Genomic DNA, 16121 nt, shown 5'->3' on the forward strand with positions numbered 1-16121 from the left:
ATTTGCCTCATTTCGCTGATATGAGCTTCGAATTTTTGCTATCGAGGTAGCGACTTTCCCGTATCAATTACATAGAATGAGAGCAAATCGAAAGGAGTTTTAGTCACATGTTTGACCCAAAGAAACTAGAGCAAATTGCTAAACAAATTCATGACTCTATGCCTGCGCCAGTAAAAGAGCTTGGCTCAGATGTCGACCAAAAGGTTCGCCAAGTGATCCAAGGTCAGCTAAATAAGCTAGACGTGGTTAGCCGCGAAGAGTTCGATGTGCAGACGCAAGTCCTACTACGCACTCGTCAAAAGCTGACTGAGATGGAAAAGAAACTAGCCGATTTAGAACAAAAGCTAGCGGATAAGTAATAAAAAAACGCTTCCAGATTGGAAGCGTTTTTTTATTACTGCTGTTTCGCTTTGAGAGCTTGTAGAGAGGCTTGCTGAAAGCCCTGTGCAGAAACGGTATAGGTATAATCTTCCATCACCGTTTGCTCAGCCTGATTAATACTGCCAATCTTCACTTCTTCCTTACCAATGAAATGACCATTTAAGAAGTTGTTCCCCGCAATGGTGGCTGGGGAGTATTGGGCAAAGCCATCGTGGCAAACCCCGTTCATCTCAATAAACTGACCATCAACGGCAATCTCTCGATTAGGTAAAGGGCGATCATCGGAACCTTGTTCATCCTCACCATTGCAGCGATGCCCGCGGTCAACAAAATGCAAAGTAAAACCACCATCAAAGCGCACCGTCAGGTAGCCGTCGTTGTGTTCATCGGCAGCGATCGTATCAGCGGCCACTTGAGCACCTGAGTCTCCAACAAACCGCCACTGCTGAATATCAAACTGACTCTTATCTAGCTCTGGTAATGGGCGCCCCATCGCGAAGCTCGATACAGATGTAAGACCAAGAACCATCCCGACGATATACTTATTCATTGTTTACTTTACCTTGCTGTTATTACGCTCCTTATCTAAACATACTCACAGATTCATTTGTGCTCGACTTGTAGGACGCCTACAAAATCTTGACCAAGTTTTCACCAACTTTACTTCGCACAAACAAAAAGGCTTGGTCAACGGAGACCAAGCCTTTTAATTAGATGTTGTGTTTTATTTTGTATTTATTGACCCCAGTCTATCTGGAGTTCTTTGCTAACCTACAGTCTAGATTAGCGAATTACGCAGATTAGATATTCAAAGCTAAGAGCTTAAGTTCGCGGAGGTAACACGGAGTTTGCGCTAGCAAATGAGTATTACCGACAAAGAAATTAAGCTCCTTAGCGAAGAAGATTAGCCACCTACCGCGATATTTTTCATATCTGTCATGTAACCACGTAGCTCTTCACCGATGTACTCTACTGGGTGGTTACGAATCGTATCGTTTACTGCGATTAGCGTAGCGTTATCTACTTGGTTAGACGTTTCGCCTAGGCCTTTACCAATCACGTCTGTTGATACTGAAGGCATGAACTTCTCACGTAGTAGCGGCGTTGCTACGTTAGCGAATAGGTAGTTACCGTATTCTGCTGTGTCTGAGATTACTACGTTCATTTCGTATAGACGCTTACGTGCTACTGTGTTTGCGATTAGTGGTAGCTCGTGTAGTGACTCGTAGTACGCAGACTCATCGATGATGCCTGATGCCGTCATTGCTTCGAATGCTAGCTCAACACCGGCACGAACCATTGCGACTAGTAGAATGCCGTTGTCGAAGTACTCTTGCTCAGAGATTTCAACATCACTTGCTGGGTAGTTTTCAAAGGCCGTTTCGCCTGTCTCTTCACGCCAGCCTAGTAGGTTTGCGTCATCGTTAGCCCAGTCAGCCATCATAGTGCGAGAGAACTCACCAGTGATGATGTCATCCATGTGCTTGTTGTAAAGCGGACGCATTAGCTCTTTAAGCTCTTCAGACAGCTCGAATGCTTTGATTTTCGCTGGGTTTGATAGACGGTCCATCATGTGCGTGATGCCACCGAATTTCAGTGCTTCTGTGATAGTTTCCCAACCGTACTGTAGTAACTTACCTGCGTAGCTTGGGTCGATGCCGTCAGCAATCATCTTCTCGTAAGATACGATAGAACCCGCTTGTAGCATGCCACATAGGATAGTTTGCTCACCCATTAGGTCAGATTTAACTTCTGCAACGAATGAAGACTCTAGACAACCTGCGCGGTGGCCACCTGTACCTGCTGCCCATGCTTTCGCGATATCCCAGCCTTCACCTTTAGGGTCATTTTCTGGGTGAACAGCGATCAGTGTAGGAACGCCGAAACCACGCTTGTACTCTTCACGTACTTCTGTACCTGGACACTTAGGTGCAACCATTACAACCGTTAGGTCTTTACGGATTTGCATGCCTTCTTCAACTACGTTGAAACCGTGCGAGTAACCTAGTGCAGCGCCTTGCTTCATTAGCGGCATTACCGTTTCTACAACGTTCGTGTGCTGCTTGTCTGGAGTAAGGTTGATGACTAGGTCTGCTTCAGGGATTAGCGTTTCGTAGCTTGCTACTTCAAAACCGTTTTCTTTTGCGTTCTTGTATGACTGACGCTGCTCGTCAATCGCTGCCTGACGCAGTGCGTACGCTACGTTTAGGCCAGAGTCACGCATGTTTAGACCTTGGTTTAGGCCCTGAGCACCACAACCAACGATAACGACTTTCTTACCTTTCAGGTAATCCGCTTCTGTTGCGAATTCGCTGCGGTCCATGAAACGACAACGACCTAATTGGTCTAGCTGCTCGCGTAGGTTTAAAGTATTGAAATAGTTAGCCATCTGGGCGCTCCTTTAAAGAATTTTTCCGTTGAGGTCGGTCGTTTTGTTACCGAATGAGTTCATACTAAAACAGACATTCTGTTGCTTAAAGTGATATATTCACAATTAGTAATTGCAATTAATGCAACAAGGATGTGACCCTTTCATGAACATTAAATGCCTGCAGTTGTTCATTCACCTGTGTGATAGTAAGAGCTTTGCCAAGACCGCTTCGGCAATGCATATCAGCCCTTCCGCATTGAGCCGTCAGATCCAAAAATTGGAAAGCGATACTGGGCAAGCACTGTTCCTACGTGACAATCGCAGTGTCGAGCTGACCCCTGCGGCGAAGAAGCTTCTGCCGGTGGCGCTGAATATCTTAGGAGAATGGCAAAACTACAATGCGCAGTTAAAAGGCCATGAAGAAGAGTTAAAAGGTGAGATTCGCTTGTTCTGCTCAGTGACTGCCAGCTACAGTCATCTGCCTGAACTGCTCTCTGAATTTCGCCTCCAGCACCCTTTTATTGAATTCAAACTCTCGACTGGCGACCCGGCTCAAGCGATTGGCAAAGTCTTAGCTGATGAAGCGGATATTGCTATCTCAGCCCTGCCAGAGCAGTTACCAGCACGTATCGAGTTTGAAACCATCAGTGAGATCCCACTGTCGGTGATTGCCCCAGTTGGGGTGAGCAACTTTGCTGAAGAGCTGAGAAAAGATAAACCTGATTGGTCTGCGATTCCATTTATTGTCCCAGAGTCAGGTACTGCCCGAGAGCGCGCCAATGCTTGGTTTAAGTCAATGAAGATTAAGCCGAACATCTATGCTCAAGTGTCAGGGCATGAAGCGATTGTCAGTATGGTCGCGCTAGGGTGTGGTGTCGGAATTGCACCTGATGTGGTGATCAACAACAGCCCAGTCAAAGAGAAGATTGAACGGCTTAAAGTCGCCGCCTCAGTAAAACCGTTTAAGCTTGGGGTATGCTGTAAGCGCTCACAGTTAGACAACCCATTAGTCAAAGCTCTGTGGCAAATGGCGCACGATACTTATATCGCTCCATAATTTCCCCTAGCACCAGATACAACAAAGCCACCGTTTTTCAGAATAAACAAACACGGTGGCTTTTGATACTTGCAATTTTTCCAAGACTAAATCGTTATGCCCGAGAAGGAGAAACGACTAAGTTGGAAATCTCTAATCGCTTGATGAGATTCCCGATTACGCGACTTCGTCACTATCGGGAATGACACACTCAATTAAATCACTCTTGAGAACTGCTGCTGACGCGCCTTAGCTCTTAAATACTTATCGAAACACATACAGATGTTACGAATCAGTAGGCGGCCACGTAGGGTTACGCGGATTTCTTCGTCATCTACTTCTACAAGCTCATCATTGATAAAGGTCTGCAGTAAACCTAAGTCTTCTTTGAAGTAGTGATTAAATTGCACCTTAAACTCAGACTCAATCATGGTCTTATCCAGTTTAAAGTTACAAATTAGCTGTTTGATCACTTCACGACGAAGTAAGTCATCACTATCAAGTGCAACACCTTTCCATAACGCATGACGCTGGTCGGTCACTTGAGCATAGTATTTCTTCAACTCTTTCTGGTTTTGCGCATACGCATCACCAATCATTGAAATCGCCGAAACACCAAAGCCCACTAAGTCTGCTTCACCTTGTGTGGTGTAGCCTTGGAAGTTTCGGTGCAACACGCCATTGCGCTGAGCCACGGCCAGTTCATCATCTGGCTGGGCAAAGTGGTCCATACCGATAAACTGATAATCAGCCCCAGTTAGCGTTGCAATTGTGTCTTGCAAAATCGCCATCTTCTCTTCAGCGATCGGCAGATCTTCATCTTTAATCTTACGCTGCGCGGCAAACAGCTGTGGCATATGCGCGTAGTTAAACACCGATAAGCGACCCGGTTTCATTTCCAGTACTTGTTTAAGCGTCTCAGCAAACGAGTCTTTAGTTTGTTTTGGCAGGCCGTAAATCAAATCAAGGTTGGTTGAACGGAACCCCAGCTCTTTGGCTCGAGCAACCATGGCAACGATAAATTCTTCATCTTGCTCACGGTTAACCAACTTCTGCACTTCTTTATTGAAGTCTTGAACACCAATACTCAAACGGTTGAAGCCTTCACCACGTAGATGGTCCAGCATGTCTAGCTCTATTTCACGCGGGTCGACTTCGATACTGATTTCAGCATCGCCTTCGAAGTAGAACTCACCACGAAGAATTGCCATCACGCGACTAATTTGCGCTTTGGTTAGGAAGGTTGGTGTACCGCCGCCAAAGTGAAGCTGTGTCACTTTACGACCTTGTAGTAGTGCCGCACGAGTACGGATTTCTAGCTCTAGCACATCAAGGTACTCGTCCGCTTTATGGGCATGGCGAGTGATGACCTTATTACAACCACAGTAGTAGCAAAGCTTGTGGCAGAAAGGGATGTGGATATAGAGAGAAAGCGGTCGCTCTGGATACTGAGTACACGCCATGTCGTAGTCTGCGACAGTAAACGCTTCATGGAACTCTAAAGCTGTTGGGTACGAGGTATAACGAGGACCTGAATAGTTGTACTTATCAAGAACCGCTTGATCCCAGACAATTTGTTGGCTTGCGACGACTGGCTGCGACATGATGGTATTTCCGTTTGGGCTTTAATGCTTATGTGGCCGATTGGGCCATTGTAATTAGCAGGCTATTTTGCCACACCTAAGAGTGAGTCGTTGGTGCACAAGCTGCTTTTTGAGTAGCAATACTCAGAATTGATAACTCGATCACTACCCTTTTAGTGTAAGCGATCGAGTTATAAAAGTTAGGCGCTAGATCATTTGAATGTTGATCTGGTTATTTAGCGGTTTCACTTTTTTCTGCAGACGTTTTAGTTCTTCAGTAATATCTTGCTGAAGACGTGACTCTGCTTTATGGCGCTCAAGATTTTGCTTCATGCGCTGTTGCTTAGCCAACTCCTGACGAGCTTCACCGCGCGCCATATCTTTAACGATATGGAACAGTTCTGAAGTCGCTGGGTATTCTTGGTCGAAGTCGACACGCTCTTCACCTTGGACATAGTCCATGATGTTATAAAGACGAATACTGATCTCAGATAGGTCACACTGCTCTTGAATGCCGGCTAAGCAAAGGACGTTGACGCTTTCAAAGATGTTGGCATTACGCTTTTCAATTGCCAGCTTTTGTTGCTGTAATTGCAATTCCTTTTGCTTCTTGAGCTGGAGCAGAAGGTAACCAGCATAAGAGGCTAAACCCAGAACAATTACACTGCCTGCGATAGCTAATAAGGTTACATTCATCGTGCTCTTTACCCTTTAAATTGGTTCAGATCCAAACCTTCAAACTGAGAAAGAAGCTCATCATCTGAATTCGCTTTCTTGCTCGGTTTCTGTTTTGCTACTGGCTCAACAACTTCTTCTTCCTCGAACTCTTCTTCAGGTTCTTCGTAGATACCAAGTTGCTTCATCAGTATTTCAATACGTGCAAGTTTCTCATCAACGTACTTTTGTAGACCTGCACCTAGGTTGTCACCGTTATCTAGGCGATCCAACAGCACATTCAATTGCGCGTCATTCTCAAGCATTTCAAGCTCTTTCTCAGCGCTAATACGACGCTCAGCTTTGCTCGGTTTTTTCGCTGCTTCAACAACTAAAGGAATCTTCTTCTTGCTGCCTAAGCGTGGGTCACGCTTTTGGCCTGCAGTCTGTTGCTTGTGCGTTTTTGCTTCAGAGTTGCGCCCGCCAGTCTTTAGACCTTTGCGCTTTTTGTCTTTTTTACGTAGACGTCCTTCAACGTCTGATTCAGTGCGGTTACGAACAACGATTACTTCGCTATTACCGCCTGATCTTGCTTTCTTACTACGGCTCATTACTGGGCTTTCCTCAGTAAAATTACATCATTACCAATAAATTCAAGCTCGAGCTGATCCCGCTCTGCCAAGTATTGAAACGTTTTACGACTGAAAAAGACCACATGGGTCAGATCGTTTTTATAGTGCCATGAGGCAAACGCTTCAACATCAATGACCATCTTAGTCATAAGACCAATCCAGCCACCCGGCTTAACTAAATTCAACCATTGCTGCCACACTTCATTGGGCTCATAAAGATGCTCAATGACTTCTGTGGCAGTGATAAAGTCATATGACGTGTCTAACACCGAGATATCAGGGTGATAGTAAAGGTCATACAAACTCATGGTGTGTCCTTGCTCTTCCAACATTAATGACAACGTTGGTCCTGGGCCACAACCAAAATCTAACCCGTGAGAGTTCGGTGCTATACGCGTTAATATCGGGTCAGAAACCCGCGATAAAAAGCGTCGATATCCTTCGTCATTTGGATCATTCTCATGCAGATCGTAGTGGGCTTTTTCCGCTTTTGCATCCAAACGCTGGTCTGGATTGACAAACACAAGCTCACATTGCTGGCACTGAAGATACTCTCTATGCTTATCTTCATAATAGTGCTTGATGTCTAAGCTCTGACAAAGGGGGCAATTATGCATATCGACTGCGTAAACTCATCCTCAAACAGGGATGCGAAACATACCAGAAACTGGCGTTAGAGTGGAGCACTATTGCGCAAATAATCAGCGATTTTTGAAAATTAGGAATAAAAAAAGCGATAGAGTGTCTCTATCGCTTTCTAAATGCCTTACGGCAAAACTGTGTTGCACTGATTTCAGTACACCAATAATCCATTTGTTTTTAGCGCTTTCCCTGCCAAAAGTGTTGTTTGCCACCATCCTGGTGAATTTTGGCTTTCCTTTTACTTCCTGATTTCTGGGCTAGTCCTTAGCCTGATCCTTTCCGTTGTCTTAAACCATTAGACAAATCGACCATCCGTATCAAGTAGGTGTCCTACCTACCCTGATTCCATCCTTAAACAACCAAGCATCCTTTGCTTGCGTCCTTGGAGACCTCCTGGTCTGAAATCCTTCATCAGCGCCCTGCCGATAACGATACTTTACCTTGATGGCGGGTTTGGACAATCCTCAAAACCAAATATTTACCGTTAATTTCTCGCCTCTAAATCATAGCTTTAAATTTCAACACCTTGCGGAGTCCTCACAGAAGATGGATGAGTAATGTATGGACGATCTCTTACAAACAGAGTGGCGAGAAAGAACATTGGCCCCGATTGGCGAGAGTGATCGCGATCATACGAAAAAGCCCAGACCGAAGTCTGGGCTTTTTCAATACAACTTATGCTCGAACAAATTCAAAGGGCTTAGTGTAGGCCACCAACATATTTTGAAAGAGTATCGATATCTTCATCCGTTAGCTTCTTAGCGATATCACGCATCATTTCGTTCATATCGTTGGCACGAGAACCGTCACGGAATTTTTCTAGCTGAGCTTTAATGTAATCAGCATGTTGACCTGAAACTTTCGGGAAGCCAGATAGCTCAGTACCATCACCACGAGGACCGTGACATGCGATACAAGCTGTTAAACCACGTTCAGCGTCACCAGCGGTATAAAGAACCTTACCAGCTTCAACAACATTTTCAGGTGTTGTGTTGTCCGAGATAGGTAGAGATGCGTAGTAAACCGCAAGATCTTTCATATCTTGCTCAGACAGTGGCATAGCCATACCGCCCATCACTGGGTCTACACGACCTTGTTTACCACCACTAGTCATACCCAACTTGAATTCTTTCAGCTGCTTTTCAATATATTTAGCATGCTGACCAGCAATTTTCGGGTACATTGCGAGTTGACTGTTGCCGTCAGCACCGTGGCAGGCAACACAGGTTTGAGATTTTGCTTTACCAGCTTCTATGCTGCCTTGGGCCCATACGGAGCAGCTGGCTAAAAGACTCAATATTAGCGCTAATTTCTTCATGACATTCCATTTATAATTATCAAGCTTCCAGTACCACTCATGGTACAATAGGCGACCTTATGCCGAGCACGGTTATTTTACACAATTTCACAAAAAAGTAATCAATCGACTACACAAAGTCGAGATGGAGTTAACAGTGAGCGTAAAAATTCATTATCAAAACACTCATTTCATCACAAGTGCGCCGGATATCCGCGCCTTGCCAGCAGATGAAGGTATCGAAGTTGCGTTTGCAGGACGCTCCAATGCGGGCAAATCAAGCTCTCTAAATCGCTTGACCAACCAGCGTAGCCTAGCAAAAACCAGTAAAACACCTGGTCGTACACAACTTATTAACTTATTTAAAGTGACTGACGGCTGTCACATTGTCGACCTACCTGGGTACGGCTTTGCACAAGTCCCGTTAGAAATGAAAAAGAAATGGCAAAAGTCACTAGGTGAATACCTGCAAAAACGTACATGTCTGAAAGGTCTTGTGGTACTGATGGATATCCGTCACCCGATGAAAGACCTCGACCAGCAGTTGATTTTCTGGGCAGTGGACAGCGGTATTCCAGTCCAAGTATTGCTTACGAAGGCCGACAAACTGAAAAGCGGCGCACGTAAGGCGCAAGTCTTGAAGATTAAGAAAGATGCGGTTGGCTTTGGTGGCGATGTCAGCGTTGCTGCTTTCTCTTCTCTAAAAGGCTTAGGTGTTGATGTACTGCGCAACAAGCTAGATGAATGGTTTGCACCAGCATTGGCAGAGTCAGTGGTTAAAGAGATCATTGCAGAAGAAAATATCGACGACGAACAGCAATAATAGCGATTCGATAAATCACTTCTATATAGAGAGGCCCTGCAGCAATGCGGGGCTTTTTTTATACTTGGCTTTTAATTAAGAAGGCGCAGAAACAAAACGCCCCACCATCCTGGCGGGACAACGGGAGAGAAATAGTTGTTATAAATTATTATGCGCCCTAGCTTACGAATATCTCAGTTGAGGTCAAATCGGCCTACCTCTCACTAGCGTCTAGATAAATAAAGTCATTTGTTGATATAAAACAAAACCTTAAAACAAAAAACAGCCAGCAACATCAAAGATAAATGGATTGATTTTCTATCCAAAATAACCAAACTGTGAATGGAGTAAAGTTACAAAACTCTGTGTGATGACAGAGTGGTGAATCAATGGCTTGCCATGACTAAATTATTGATAAAGAGATGGAAAAATCGAGAGAAATGCTGAAGATTAAAGCTAAGGAATTGAGTTTATTGAATTTTTCTTTGGCACAATAAAAAACGCCCCAGTCAAAAACTGACTGGGGCGGCTGAATCAGCCTAATCCAATAACGTGAAACAAAAGGTCTGAAAGATAGAACATCTTACCTCTGTACCCTACGCAGATTAATGTACAACAATTGGTCAGAAATGAAAACTACTTTTGTAAGTTTTTTTCATTAAATTTTTGTTAAACAACATTTTAACAAAATCATCAGACACTTATTTCTTGATAAAAAAAAGCCAGTGTTTGTGCACTGGCTCATACTATTTAGCCAAATCTGGCTATTTTTTGTCTAGTGCGCCTGATCCCAGTTATCACCATGACCAGCTTCAGCAACAAGAGGGACATCTAGCTCTGCAGCCGATTCCATCAATTCTTGTACTTTACTTTCAATTTCGGTCAAAGCTGACTCTTGAACTTCAAATACCAATTCATCGTGTACTTGCATCAACAGCTTAACGCGACCATCACCTTCGGTTTGGATCCATTCATCAACCAATAGCATCGCTTTCTTAATGATATCTGCCGCGGTGCCCTGCATTGGCGCGTTGATCGCCGCACGCTCAGCGGCTTTACGACGCATACCATTACGTGATTGGATTTCAGGTAGGTGTAGGCGACGACCATAGATGGTTTCAACATAGCCTTGTTCAGAGGCCGTGCTACGCGTGTCTTCCATGTATTGCATCACACCAGGGTAACGCTCAAAGTATTTGTTCATGTAATCTTGAGCTTCACCACGAGGAATGCCTAATTGTTTCGCTAGACCAAACGCACTCATACCGTAGATTAAGCCAAAGTTTACCGCTTTAGCGCGGCGACGCTGCTCTGAACTCACTTGGTCAATCGTGGTGCCCATGATTTCAGCCGCCGTTGCAGCGTGGATATCTTTACCTTGCTGGAAAGCCTCTAGGAGCGCTTTGTCTCCTGATAGGTGCGCCATAATACGTAATTCAATCTGAGAGTAATCGACCGCCATGATTTTATAACCATGTGGGGCAATAAACGCTTGGCGAATACGACGGCCTTCTTCATTACGGATTGGGATATTCTGTAAGTTTGGATCAGTCGAAGATAGGCGACCTGTCGCCGTAACTGCTTGGTGATAAGACGTATGTACACGACCCGTTTCAGGGTTAATCATCTTCGGTAACTTATCGGTGTAGGTCGATTTGAGTTTCGCCAAACCACGATATTCCAAAATCAGTTTTGGTAATGGATAATCTAACGCAAGTTCTTGCAACACTTCTTCATTGGTAGAAGGTGTACCTGATGGCGTCTTCTTAATAACCGGTAAGCCCATCTTTTCAAACAGTAGTGCTTGCAGCTGCTTCGGTGAATTCATATTGAACTCTTGCTCGGCAATTTCGTACGCCTGCTGTTCAAGCTCATCCAATCGCTGAGCAATCTCTTGCGACTGAGCGCCTAGCTTCATGTCATCAATCAAAACACCAGTACGTTCAATGCGAGAAAGAACAGGAACCAATGGTACTTCTATCTCTTGATAGATAGCTTTAAGCTTCTCGTCTTGATCGATATTTTCCATCAAACGATTGTGTAGGCGAAGCGTCACATCCGCATCTTCTGCAGCATATGGTGATGCTTCATCCAGCTCAATTTGATTGAAGGTCAGTTGCTTCTTACCTTTACCGGCAATCTGCTCAAATGAGATGCAGCTATGTTGCAAGAAGCGCAGTGCCAAGCTATCCATATCATGCTTACCACCTACGCTGTTATATACATACGAAGCCAACATGGTATCGTGCTTGATACCCTTCATTTCAATGCCGTAGCGCGCTAATACACTGGCATCATATTTGAGGTTTTGACCCACCTTCGCTTGAGCATCATCTTCTAGAATTGGTTTTAGCTGCTCTAGCACCCAATCGCGCTCAAGCTGAGCAGGCGCATCTAGGTAGTCATGAGCAACAGGAACGTACGCTGCGACCCCCTCTTCAGTTGCAAACGAAAGACCCACAAGGTTTGCGACCATGTAATCTAAGCTGTCAGTTTCAGTATCAAAAGCGAATACCTCTGCCGCTTTGAGCTTCTCTAGCCACGCGTTAAAACTCGCTTCATCTAGAATGGTGTCGTAGTGACTGCGATCAATGGTCACTGCTGAAGTGTCCATCTCTGCGCCACTTGATGCTTTCGACGCACCCGCAGCCCCGCCAGATTTTTCATCTGCCTCAACAACGCCATTGCCACCATCTAAAAGTTCATTAAGCCATGACTTAAACACCAATTGACCGTATAGCTTGATCAGTTCATCCTTGTTTGGCTCTGCTTTCAGCAGAGATTCAGGCGTTTCTTCTAGCGCAACATCCAACTTAATGGTCGCGAGTTCATAAGACAGTTTGGCATTGTCTTGGTTGTCGATAAGCTTCTTGGCCATGGTTTTAGAACCGCGGAAACCAAGTGGCGCGATATCATCGAGGTTTTCATACAGCTTATCTAAACCACCAATGCCTTGTAGCAGTGCGGTTGCTGTCTTATCGCCCACACCAGGAACACCTGGGATGTTATCGACTTTATCACCCATCAGCGCTAGGTAATCGATGATCAGTTCCGGTGGAATACCAAACTTCTCAATCACACCCTCACGATCCATCACCACGTTGGTCATGGTGTTGATCAGAGTTACGTTATCATCCACCAGCTGAGCCATATCTTTATCACCAGTACTGATCAGCACTGGCATACCCGCTTGGGAGGCTTGATACGCTAAGGTACCGATCACGTCATCGGCTTCTACGCCAGGAATACAGATCAGCGGTAAACCCATTGCACGAATCACATTGTGTAGTGGCTCGATCTGACAACGAAGATCATCAGGCATAGGTGGTCGGTTTGCCTTGTACTCTGGATACATGTCATCGCGGAAGGTTTTTCCTTTCGCATCAAAGACCACTGCAATACGATCCGACGCAAATTGACGCATCATGCTACGTAGCATGTTAACCACACCGTAGACCGCATTAGTTGGAATATCGCCATTACTCATCGTGCCAGGGTAGGCATGAAATGCGCGATATAGGTAAGAAGAACCATCGATAAGAATCAACGGATTATCAGGAATATTGGCCATAGTCTTTACGTATCCAAAGAAAATGCAAAAAAGATCTGCTTAGGATGCCATGAGTCCGTCAGTGAATCCATTTTAACTCTCTTAACTCGACTCACACATTTGATTATTCTTATACCAACGGCTAGCCCCACCTGTGGATAACTCTGTTTATATTATTTATACACAGGATATAAAAATGGAATAGAAGCACGATAAAAACTTCATAAAGCGCTGTAATAAAAGAACATTAACAGAGATCGATCATATACAGATCGATCTTGAAACGATCTTGCGTTGTGGAAAAGACTATTGGTGTCCTTTTATTCGATCCTAAATTGCAGGCATAAAAAAAGCGACATCTTTCGATGTCGCCTAGCAAAAAGGGGTCAAAGCAATTCAGGTGAATGAGGTGCTTTGCCATAAAGCTATAAATTACACTGGAAGCAATGTGAGCAATGTCGTGTCAAAAAGAATTCGTGCAAGTTCGATTAAATTCAGTGTCATCACCGTCTCCATATTGAATCTGGTAACTCAACGTCCTTGTGAACTTCTCTCATTCCCTAAGACGAGATAAATAATAACCATTCTCATTTAATGCGTCAACAGTTAAATGAGAAAAAATCTCATTTAATTTTTATGACAATGCTATATCGACTTTACGAAGTGAATTCGACTTTCAATAATAGGCTGCTTTTGTTCAAAACTTTCAATCAGGTAACCATTTCTAATCAGCAGTCTTAACATCGCAGGAAACTGATTTCGCGATTTAACTTTCAGTTGCTTATAACCCTGCTCTGCTGCCCACTTTTCTTGGATTTCCAATAACGTTTGCGCCACCCCCTTATTACGCGCTAACGGTGAAACACCACCAAACCAGCTATAGAACGTTTCCTCTGTTAGTTGATAACCAATCTTGAATCCCAGCAGGTTATCTTCCTCTTGCGCTACTTGAATCAAGAAACACGCTTTACCCTCTAAGCGTGCGGCTAAGCTCTCAACCGTTTCTTTGTGGGCAAACTCTTGGATCTGTTCTACTACTTGGACACACTCTTCTAGTGTCCCCTGACGATAAACTATGCTCACGATACAGCTCCTAAACGAAAAAAGGCTGACATCCGCCAGCCTTTTCTAATCATTAACTCGTCACGACTACTCTTGTTCTTCTCGTAAGAAGGTCGCTGCTTGAGCATTTTCTTCCGCTAGCCACTCTGCCACGTCTTTGGCAAAGTAAGTCAGAATGCCATCCGCACCTGCACGCTTAAAGCACAGCAGTGATTCCATCACAGTCTCGCGCTCTTTTAACCAACCATTGGCAAACGCAGCTTTGTGCATCGCATACTCACCAGAAACTTGGTAAGCAAAAGTCGGTACTTCTAGCTCAGACTTAACGCGACGAACAATATCCAGATATGGCATACCTGGTTTAACCATCACCATATCCGCGCCTTCGTTGACGTCCATCGCCACTTCATGGATCGCTTCATCACTGTTAGCAGGATCCATTTGGTAGTTCTTCTTGTTGCCGCCTTTGAGGTTGCTCGCGCTGCCGACTGCATCACGGAACGGGCCGTAGTAGCAAGACGCGTATTTGGCAGAGTAAGCCATAATTTGGGTATTAATATGACCCGCTTGCTCTAACGCTTTGCGAATCTCACCAATTCGGCCATCCATCATATCTGAAGGTGCGACAACATCAGCGCCCGCTTCAGCATGAGACAACGCCTGCTTAACCAAAACCTTAGTGGTTTCATCATTAAGCACGTAACCCTCTTCATCAATGATGCCATCTTGACCATGGGTAGTGAATGGGTCGAGTGCCACATCAGTAATCACGCCGATTTCTGGTACATGCTCTTTCAATGAACGTACTGCACGCTGAACCAAACCTTCTGGGTTGTAAGCTTCAGCAGCACATAGACTTTTCGCATCTTGGTTTACGACAGGGAATAGAGCGATCGCTGGCACACCTAGCTGAGCCAAGTATTGCGCTTCTTCCAACATCAAGTCGATCGATAAGCGTTCGATACCCGGCATAGAATCCACGGTTTCGCGGCGATCTTTACCCATCAGGATAAACATTGGGTAGATAAGATCGTTAACAGAGAGTTGGTTTTCAGCCATTAGGCGACGGCTAAAGTCATGTTTACGCAAACGGCGCATACGACGGCCAGGGAATTGACCTTGAATCGAAACTGACACTCTATTCTCCTTGTGTGGTGAAAGTGCTTGAATTGAATAATATCACTCAATGGAAGTGACGCTAGCAACAAAACGTAAAAATGCAGAAAATGACCAAAGGCTCACACTGCCGTATACTGGGGCCAACTAGTTAAGCCCAGAATCATTTTGCCCAGAGAACAACCATGATTGATACCCACGCCCATATCTATGCCAGTGAATTTGATGCAGACCGTGACGACGTTGTTCAGCGCGCCCTCGCCCAAGGCATTGATAAGATTCTCCTGCCTAACATTGACCTAGAATCGATTGAGCCAATGTTAAAAACAGAGGCGAGCTACCCTGATGTTTGTCGCTCAATGATGGGCCTTCACCCATGCTATGTCGACGGCAACGTCAAACAGACTCTCGATGTGATCCATTCTTGGTTCGATAAGCATAACTTTATTGCCGTGGGTGAAATTGGCATCGACCTCTACTGGGATAAGACCTATAAAGCTGAGCAGGAAATGGCCTTCATCACTCAGTTAAACTGGGCCAAAGAAATGAACCTTCCGGTGGTAATTCATACTCGTGATTCGATTGAAGAAACTCTTGCCCTACTTCGCCAAGAACAAGATGGTTCACTGTCGGGGGTATTCCACTGTTTTGGTGGCAGCATTGAAGAAGCGAAGGCGATCAATGACCTCGGATTCCACTTAGGCTTAGGCGGCGTATCAACATTTAAGAATGGCGGCATGGATAAAGTGATTCCACACCTTAATATGGACTATGTCATTCTAGAGACAGATTGCCCATACCTTGCGCCAGTACCACATCGTGGTAAACGCAATGAGCCGGCCTATACTTCTCTTGTCGCTCAGCGTGTTGCAGAGCTAAGAGAGATCAGCCTTACTGAGGTTGATAACCTAACCACGGCCAATGCGTTGCAGCTATTCAAACTCTAAGCTGAGCAGATAAACAAAAAGGGGTTGATGCTTACACATCAACCCCTT

At 44.8% G+C, this 16121-nt stretch carries 15 protein-coding genes; 4 read left to right on the top strand and 11 right to left on the bottom strand.

Features of this window, described 5'->3' with window-relative positions; genetic code table 11:
- The first annotated feature begins 107 nt into the window (after window positions 1–107).
- On the top strand, window positions 108–359 hold the full coding sequence (ubiK, locus tag VIA_RS00540) for a ubiquinone biosynthesis accessory factor UbiK (RefSeq protein WP_004409681.1): 252 nt from the start codon (window positions 108–110) through the stop codon (window positions 357–359).
- A gap of 35 nt (window positions 360–394) precedes the next feature.
- Here the strand turns inward: ubiK and VIA_RS00545 are convergent, their stop codons facing one another.
- Both VIA_RS00545 and ilvC read right to left on the bottom strand, forming a co-directional pair.
- Window positions 395–931 carry a hypothetical protein gene (locus VIA_RS00545; RefSeq protein WP_004409682.1) on the bottom strand — a complete coding sequence of 179 codons (537 nt, stop codon included), beginning with the start codon at window positions 929–931 and terminating at the stop codon, window positions 395–397.
- Window positions 932–1285: 354 nt separating this feature from the next.
- Window positions 1286–2770: a ketol-acid reductoisomerase gene (gene ilvC / locus VIA_RS00550; protein ID WP_004409683.1), complete on the bottom strand. Its 1485-nt coding sequence runs from the start codon at window positions 2768–2770 to the stop codon at window positions 1286–1288.
- Window positions 2771–2915: 145 nt separating this feature from the next.
- Here ilvC and ilvY point away from each other — a divergent pair, with 145 nt between their 5' ends.
- Window positions 2916–3809: an HTH-type transcriptional activator IlvY gene (gene ilvY / locus VIA_RS00555; RefSeq protein WP_004409684.1), complete on the top strand. Its 894-nt coding sequence runs from the start codon at window positions 2916–2918 to the stop codon at window positions 3807–3809.
- 194 nt (window positions 3810–4003) lie between these two features.
- Here ilvY and hemN read toward each other — a convergent pair whose 3' ends face one another.
- The 5 genes from hemN to VIA_RS00580 all read right to left on the bottom strand — a co-directional run bounded on the left by hemN (window position 4004) and on the right by VIA_RS00580 (window position 8617).
- Window positions 4004–5392 carry an oxygen-independent coproporphyrinogen III oxidase gene (gene hemN, locus VIA_RS00560; RefSeq protein ID WP_004409686.1) on the bottom strand — a complete coding sequence of 463 codons (1389 nt, stop codon included), beginning with the start codon at window positions 5390–5392 and terminating at the stop codon, window positions 4004–4006.
- Between the two features lie 186 nt (window positions 5393–5578).
- A complete protein-coding gene (locus VIA_RS00565) occupies window positions 5579–6067 on the bottom strand; it encodes a DUF2489 domain-containing protein (RefSeq protein WP_004409687.1) in 489 nt (162 codons plus the stop codon).
- An 8-nt stretch (window positions 6068–6075) separates the two neighbouring features.
- Window positions 6076–6636, bottom strand: a complete 561-nt coding sequence (gene yihI, locus VIA_RS00570; RefSeq protein WP_004409688.1) for a Der GTPase-activating protein YihI — start codon at window positions 6634–6636, stop codon at window positions 6076–6078.
- Window positions 6636–7274 carry a class I SAM-dependent methyltransferase gene (locus tag VIA_RS00575; protein ID WP_004409690.1) on the bottom strand — a complete coding sequence of 213 codons (639 nt, stop codon included), beginning with the start codon at window positions 7272–7274 and terminating at the stop codon, window positions 6636–6638. The genes yihI and VIA_RS00575 overlap by 1 nt, the downstream gene beginning before the upstream one ends.
- 725 nt (window positions 7275–7999) lie before the next feature.
- Window positions 8000–8617: a c-type cytochrome gene (locus VIA_RS00580; protein ID WP_004409692.1), complete on the bottom strand. Its 618-nt coding sequence runs from the start codon at window positions 8615–8617 to the stop codon at window positions 8000–8002.
- A 136-nt stretch (window positions 8618–8753) separates the two neighbouring features.
- Between VIA_RS00580 and yihA the strand changes: the two genes are divergently transcribed.
- Window positions 8754–9419, top strand: a complete 666-nt coding sequence (gene yihA / locus VIA_RS00585) for a ribosome biogenesis GTP-binding protein YihA/YsxC (protein ID WP_004409693.1) — start codon at window positions 8754–8756, stop codon at window positions 9417–9419.
- 513 nt (window positions 9420–9932) lie between these two features.
- Here yihA and spfP read toward each other — a convergent pair.
- From spfP to hemB, 4 genes are all read right to left on the bottom strand, one after another.
- Complete coding sequence (gene spfP, locus VIA_RS22665; RefSeq protein ID WP_438356636.1) at window positions 9933–9980, bottom strand: small protein SpfP; 48 nt, start codon at window positions 9978–9980, stop codon at window positions 9933–9935.
- 193 nt (window positions 9981–10173) lie between these two features.
- Window positions 10174–12969: a DNA polymerase I gene (gene polA / locus VIA_RS00590; RefSeq protein ID WP_004409694.1), complete on the bottom strand. Its 2796-nt coding sequence runs from the start codon at window positions 12967–12969 to the stop codon at window positions 10174–10176.
- Window positions 12970–13593: 624 nt separating this feature from the next.
- Window positions 13594–14031, bottom strand: a complete 438-nt coding sequence (locus VIA_RS00595; protein ID WP_004409695.1) for a GNAT family N-acetyltransferase — start codon at window positions 14029–14031, stop codon at window positions 13594–13596.
- A gap of 66 nt (window positions 14032–14097) precedes the next feature.
- Window positions 14098–15147, bottom strand: coding sequence for a porphobilinogen synthase (hemB, locus tag VIA_RS00600; RefSeq protein WP_004409698.1), 1050 nt, complete (start codon window positions 15145–15147; stop codon window positions 14098–14100).
- A 164-nt stretch (window positions 15148–15311) separates the two neighbouring features.
- Between hemB and VIA_RS00605 the strand changes: the two genes are divergently transcribed.
- Entirely contained in the window at window positions 15312–16073 is a 762-nt protein-coding gene (locus tag VIA_RS00605; protein WP_004409700.1) for a TatD family hydrolase, read from the top strand.
- Window positions 16074–16121 lie beyond the last annotated feature (48 nt).

It is taken from the genome of Vibrio orientalis CIP 102891 = ATCC 33934 (genome assembly GCF_000176235.1).
GTDB lineage: Bacteria > Pseudomonadota > Gammaproteobacteria > Enterobacterales > Vibrionaceae > Vibrio > Vibrio orientalis.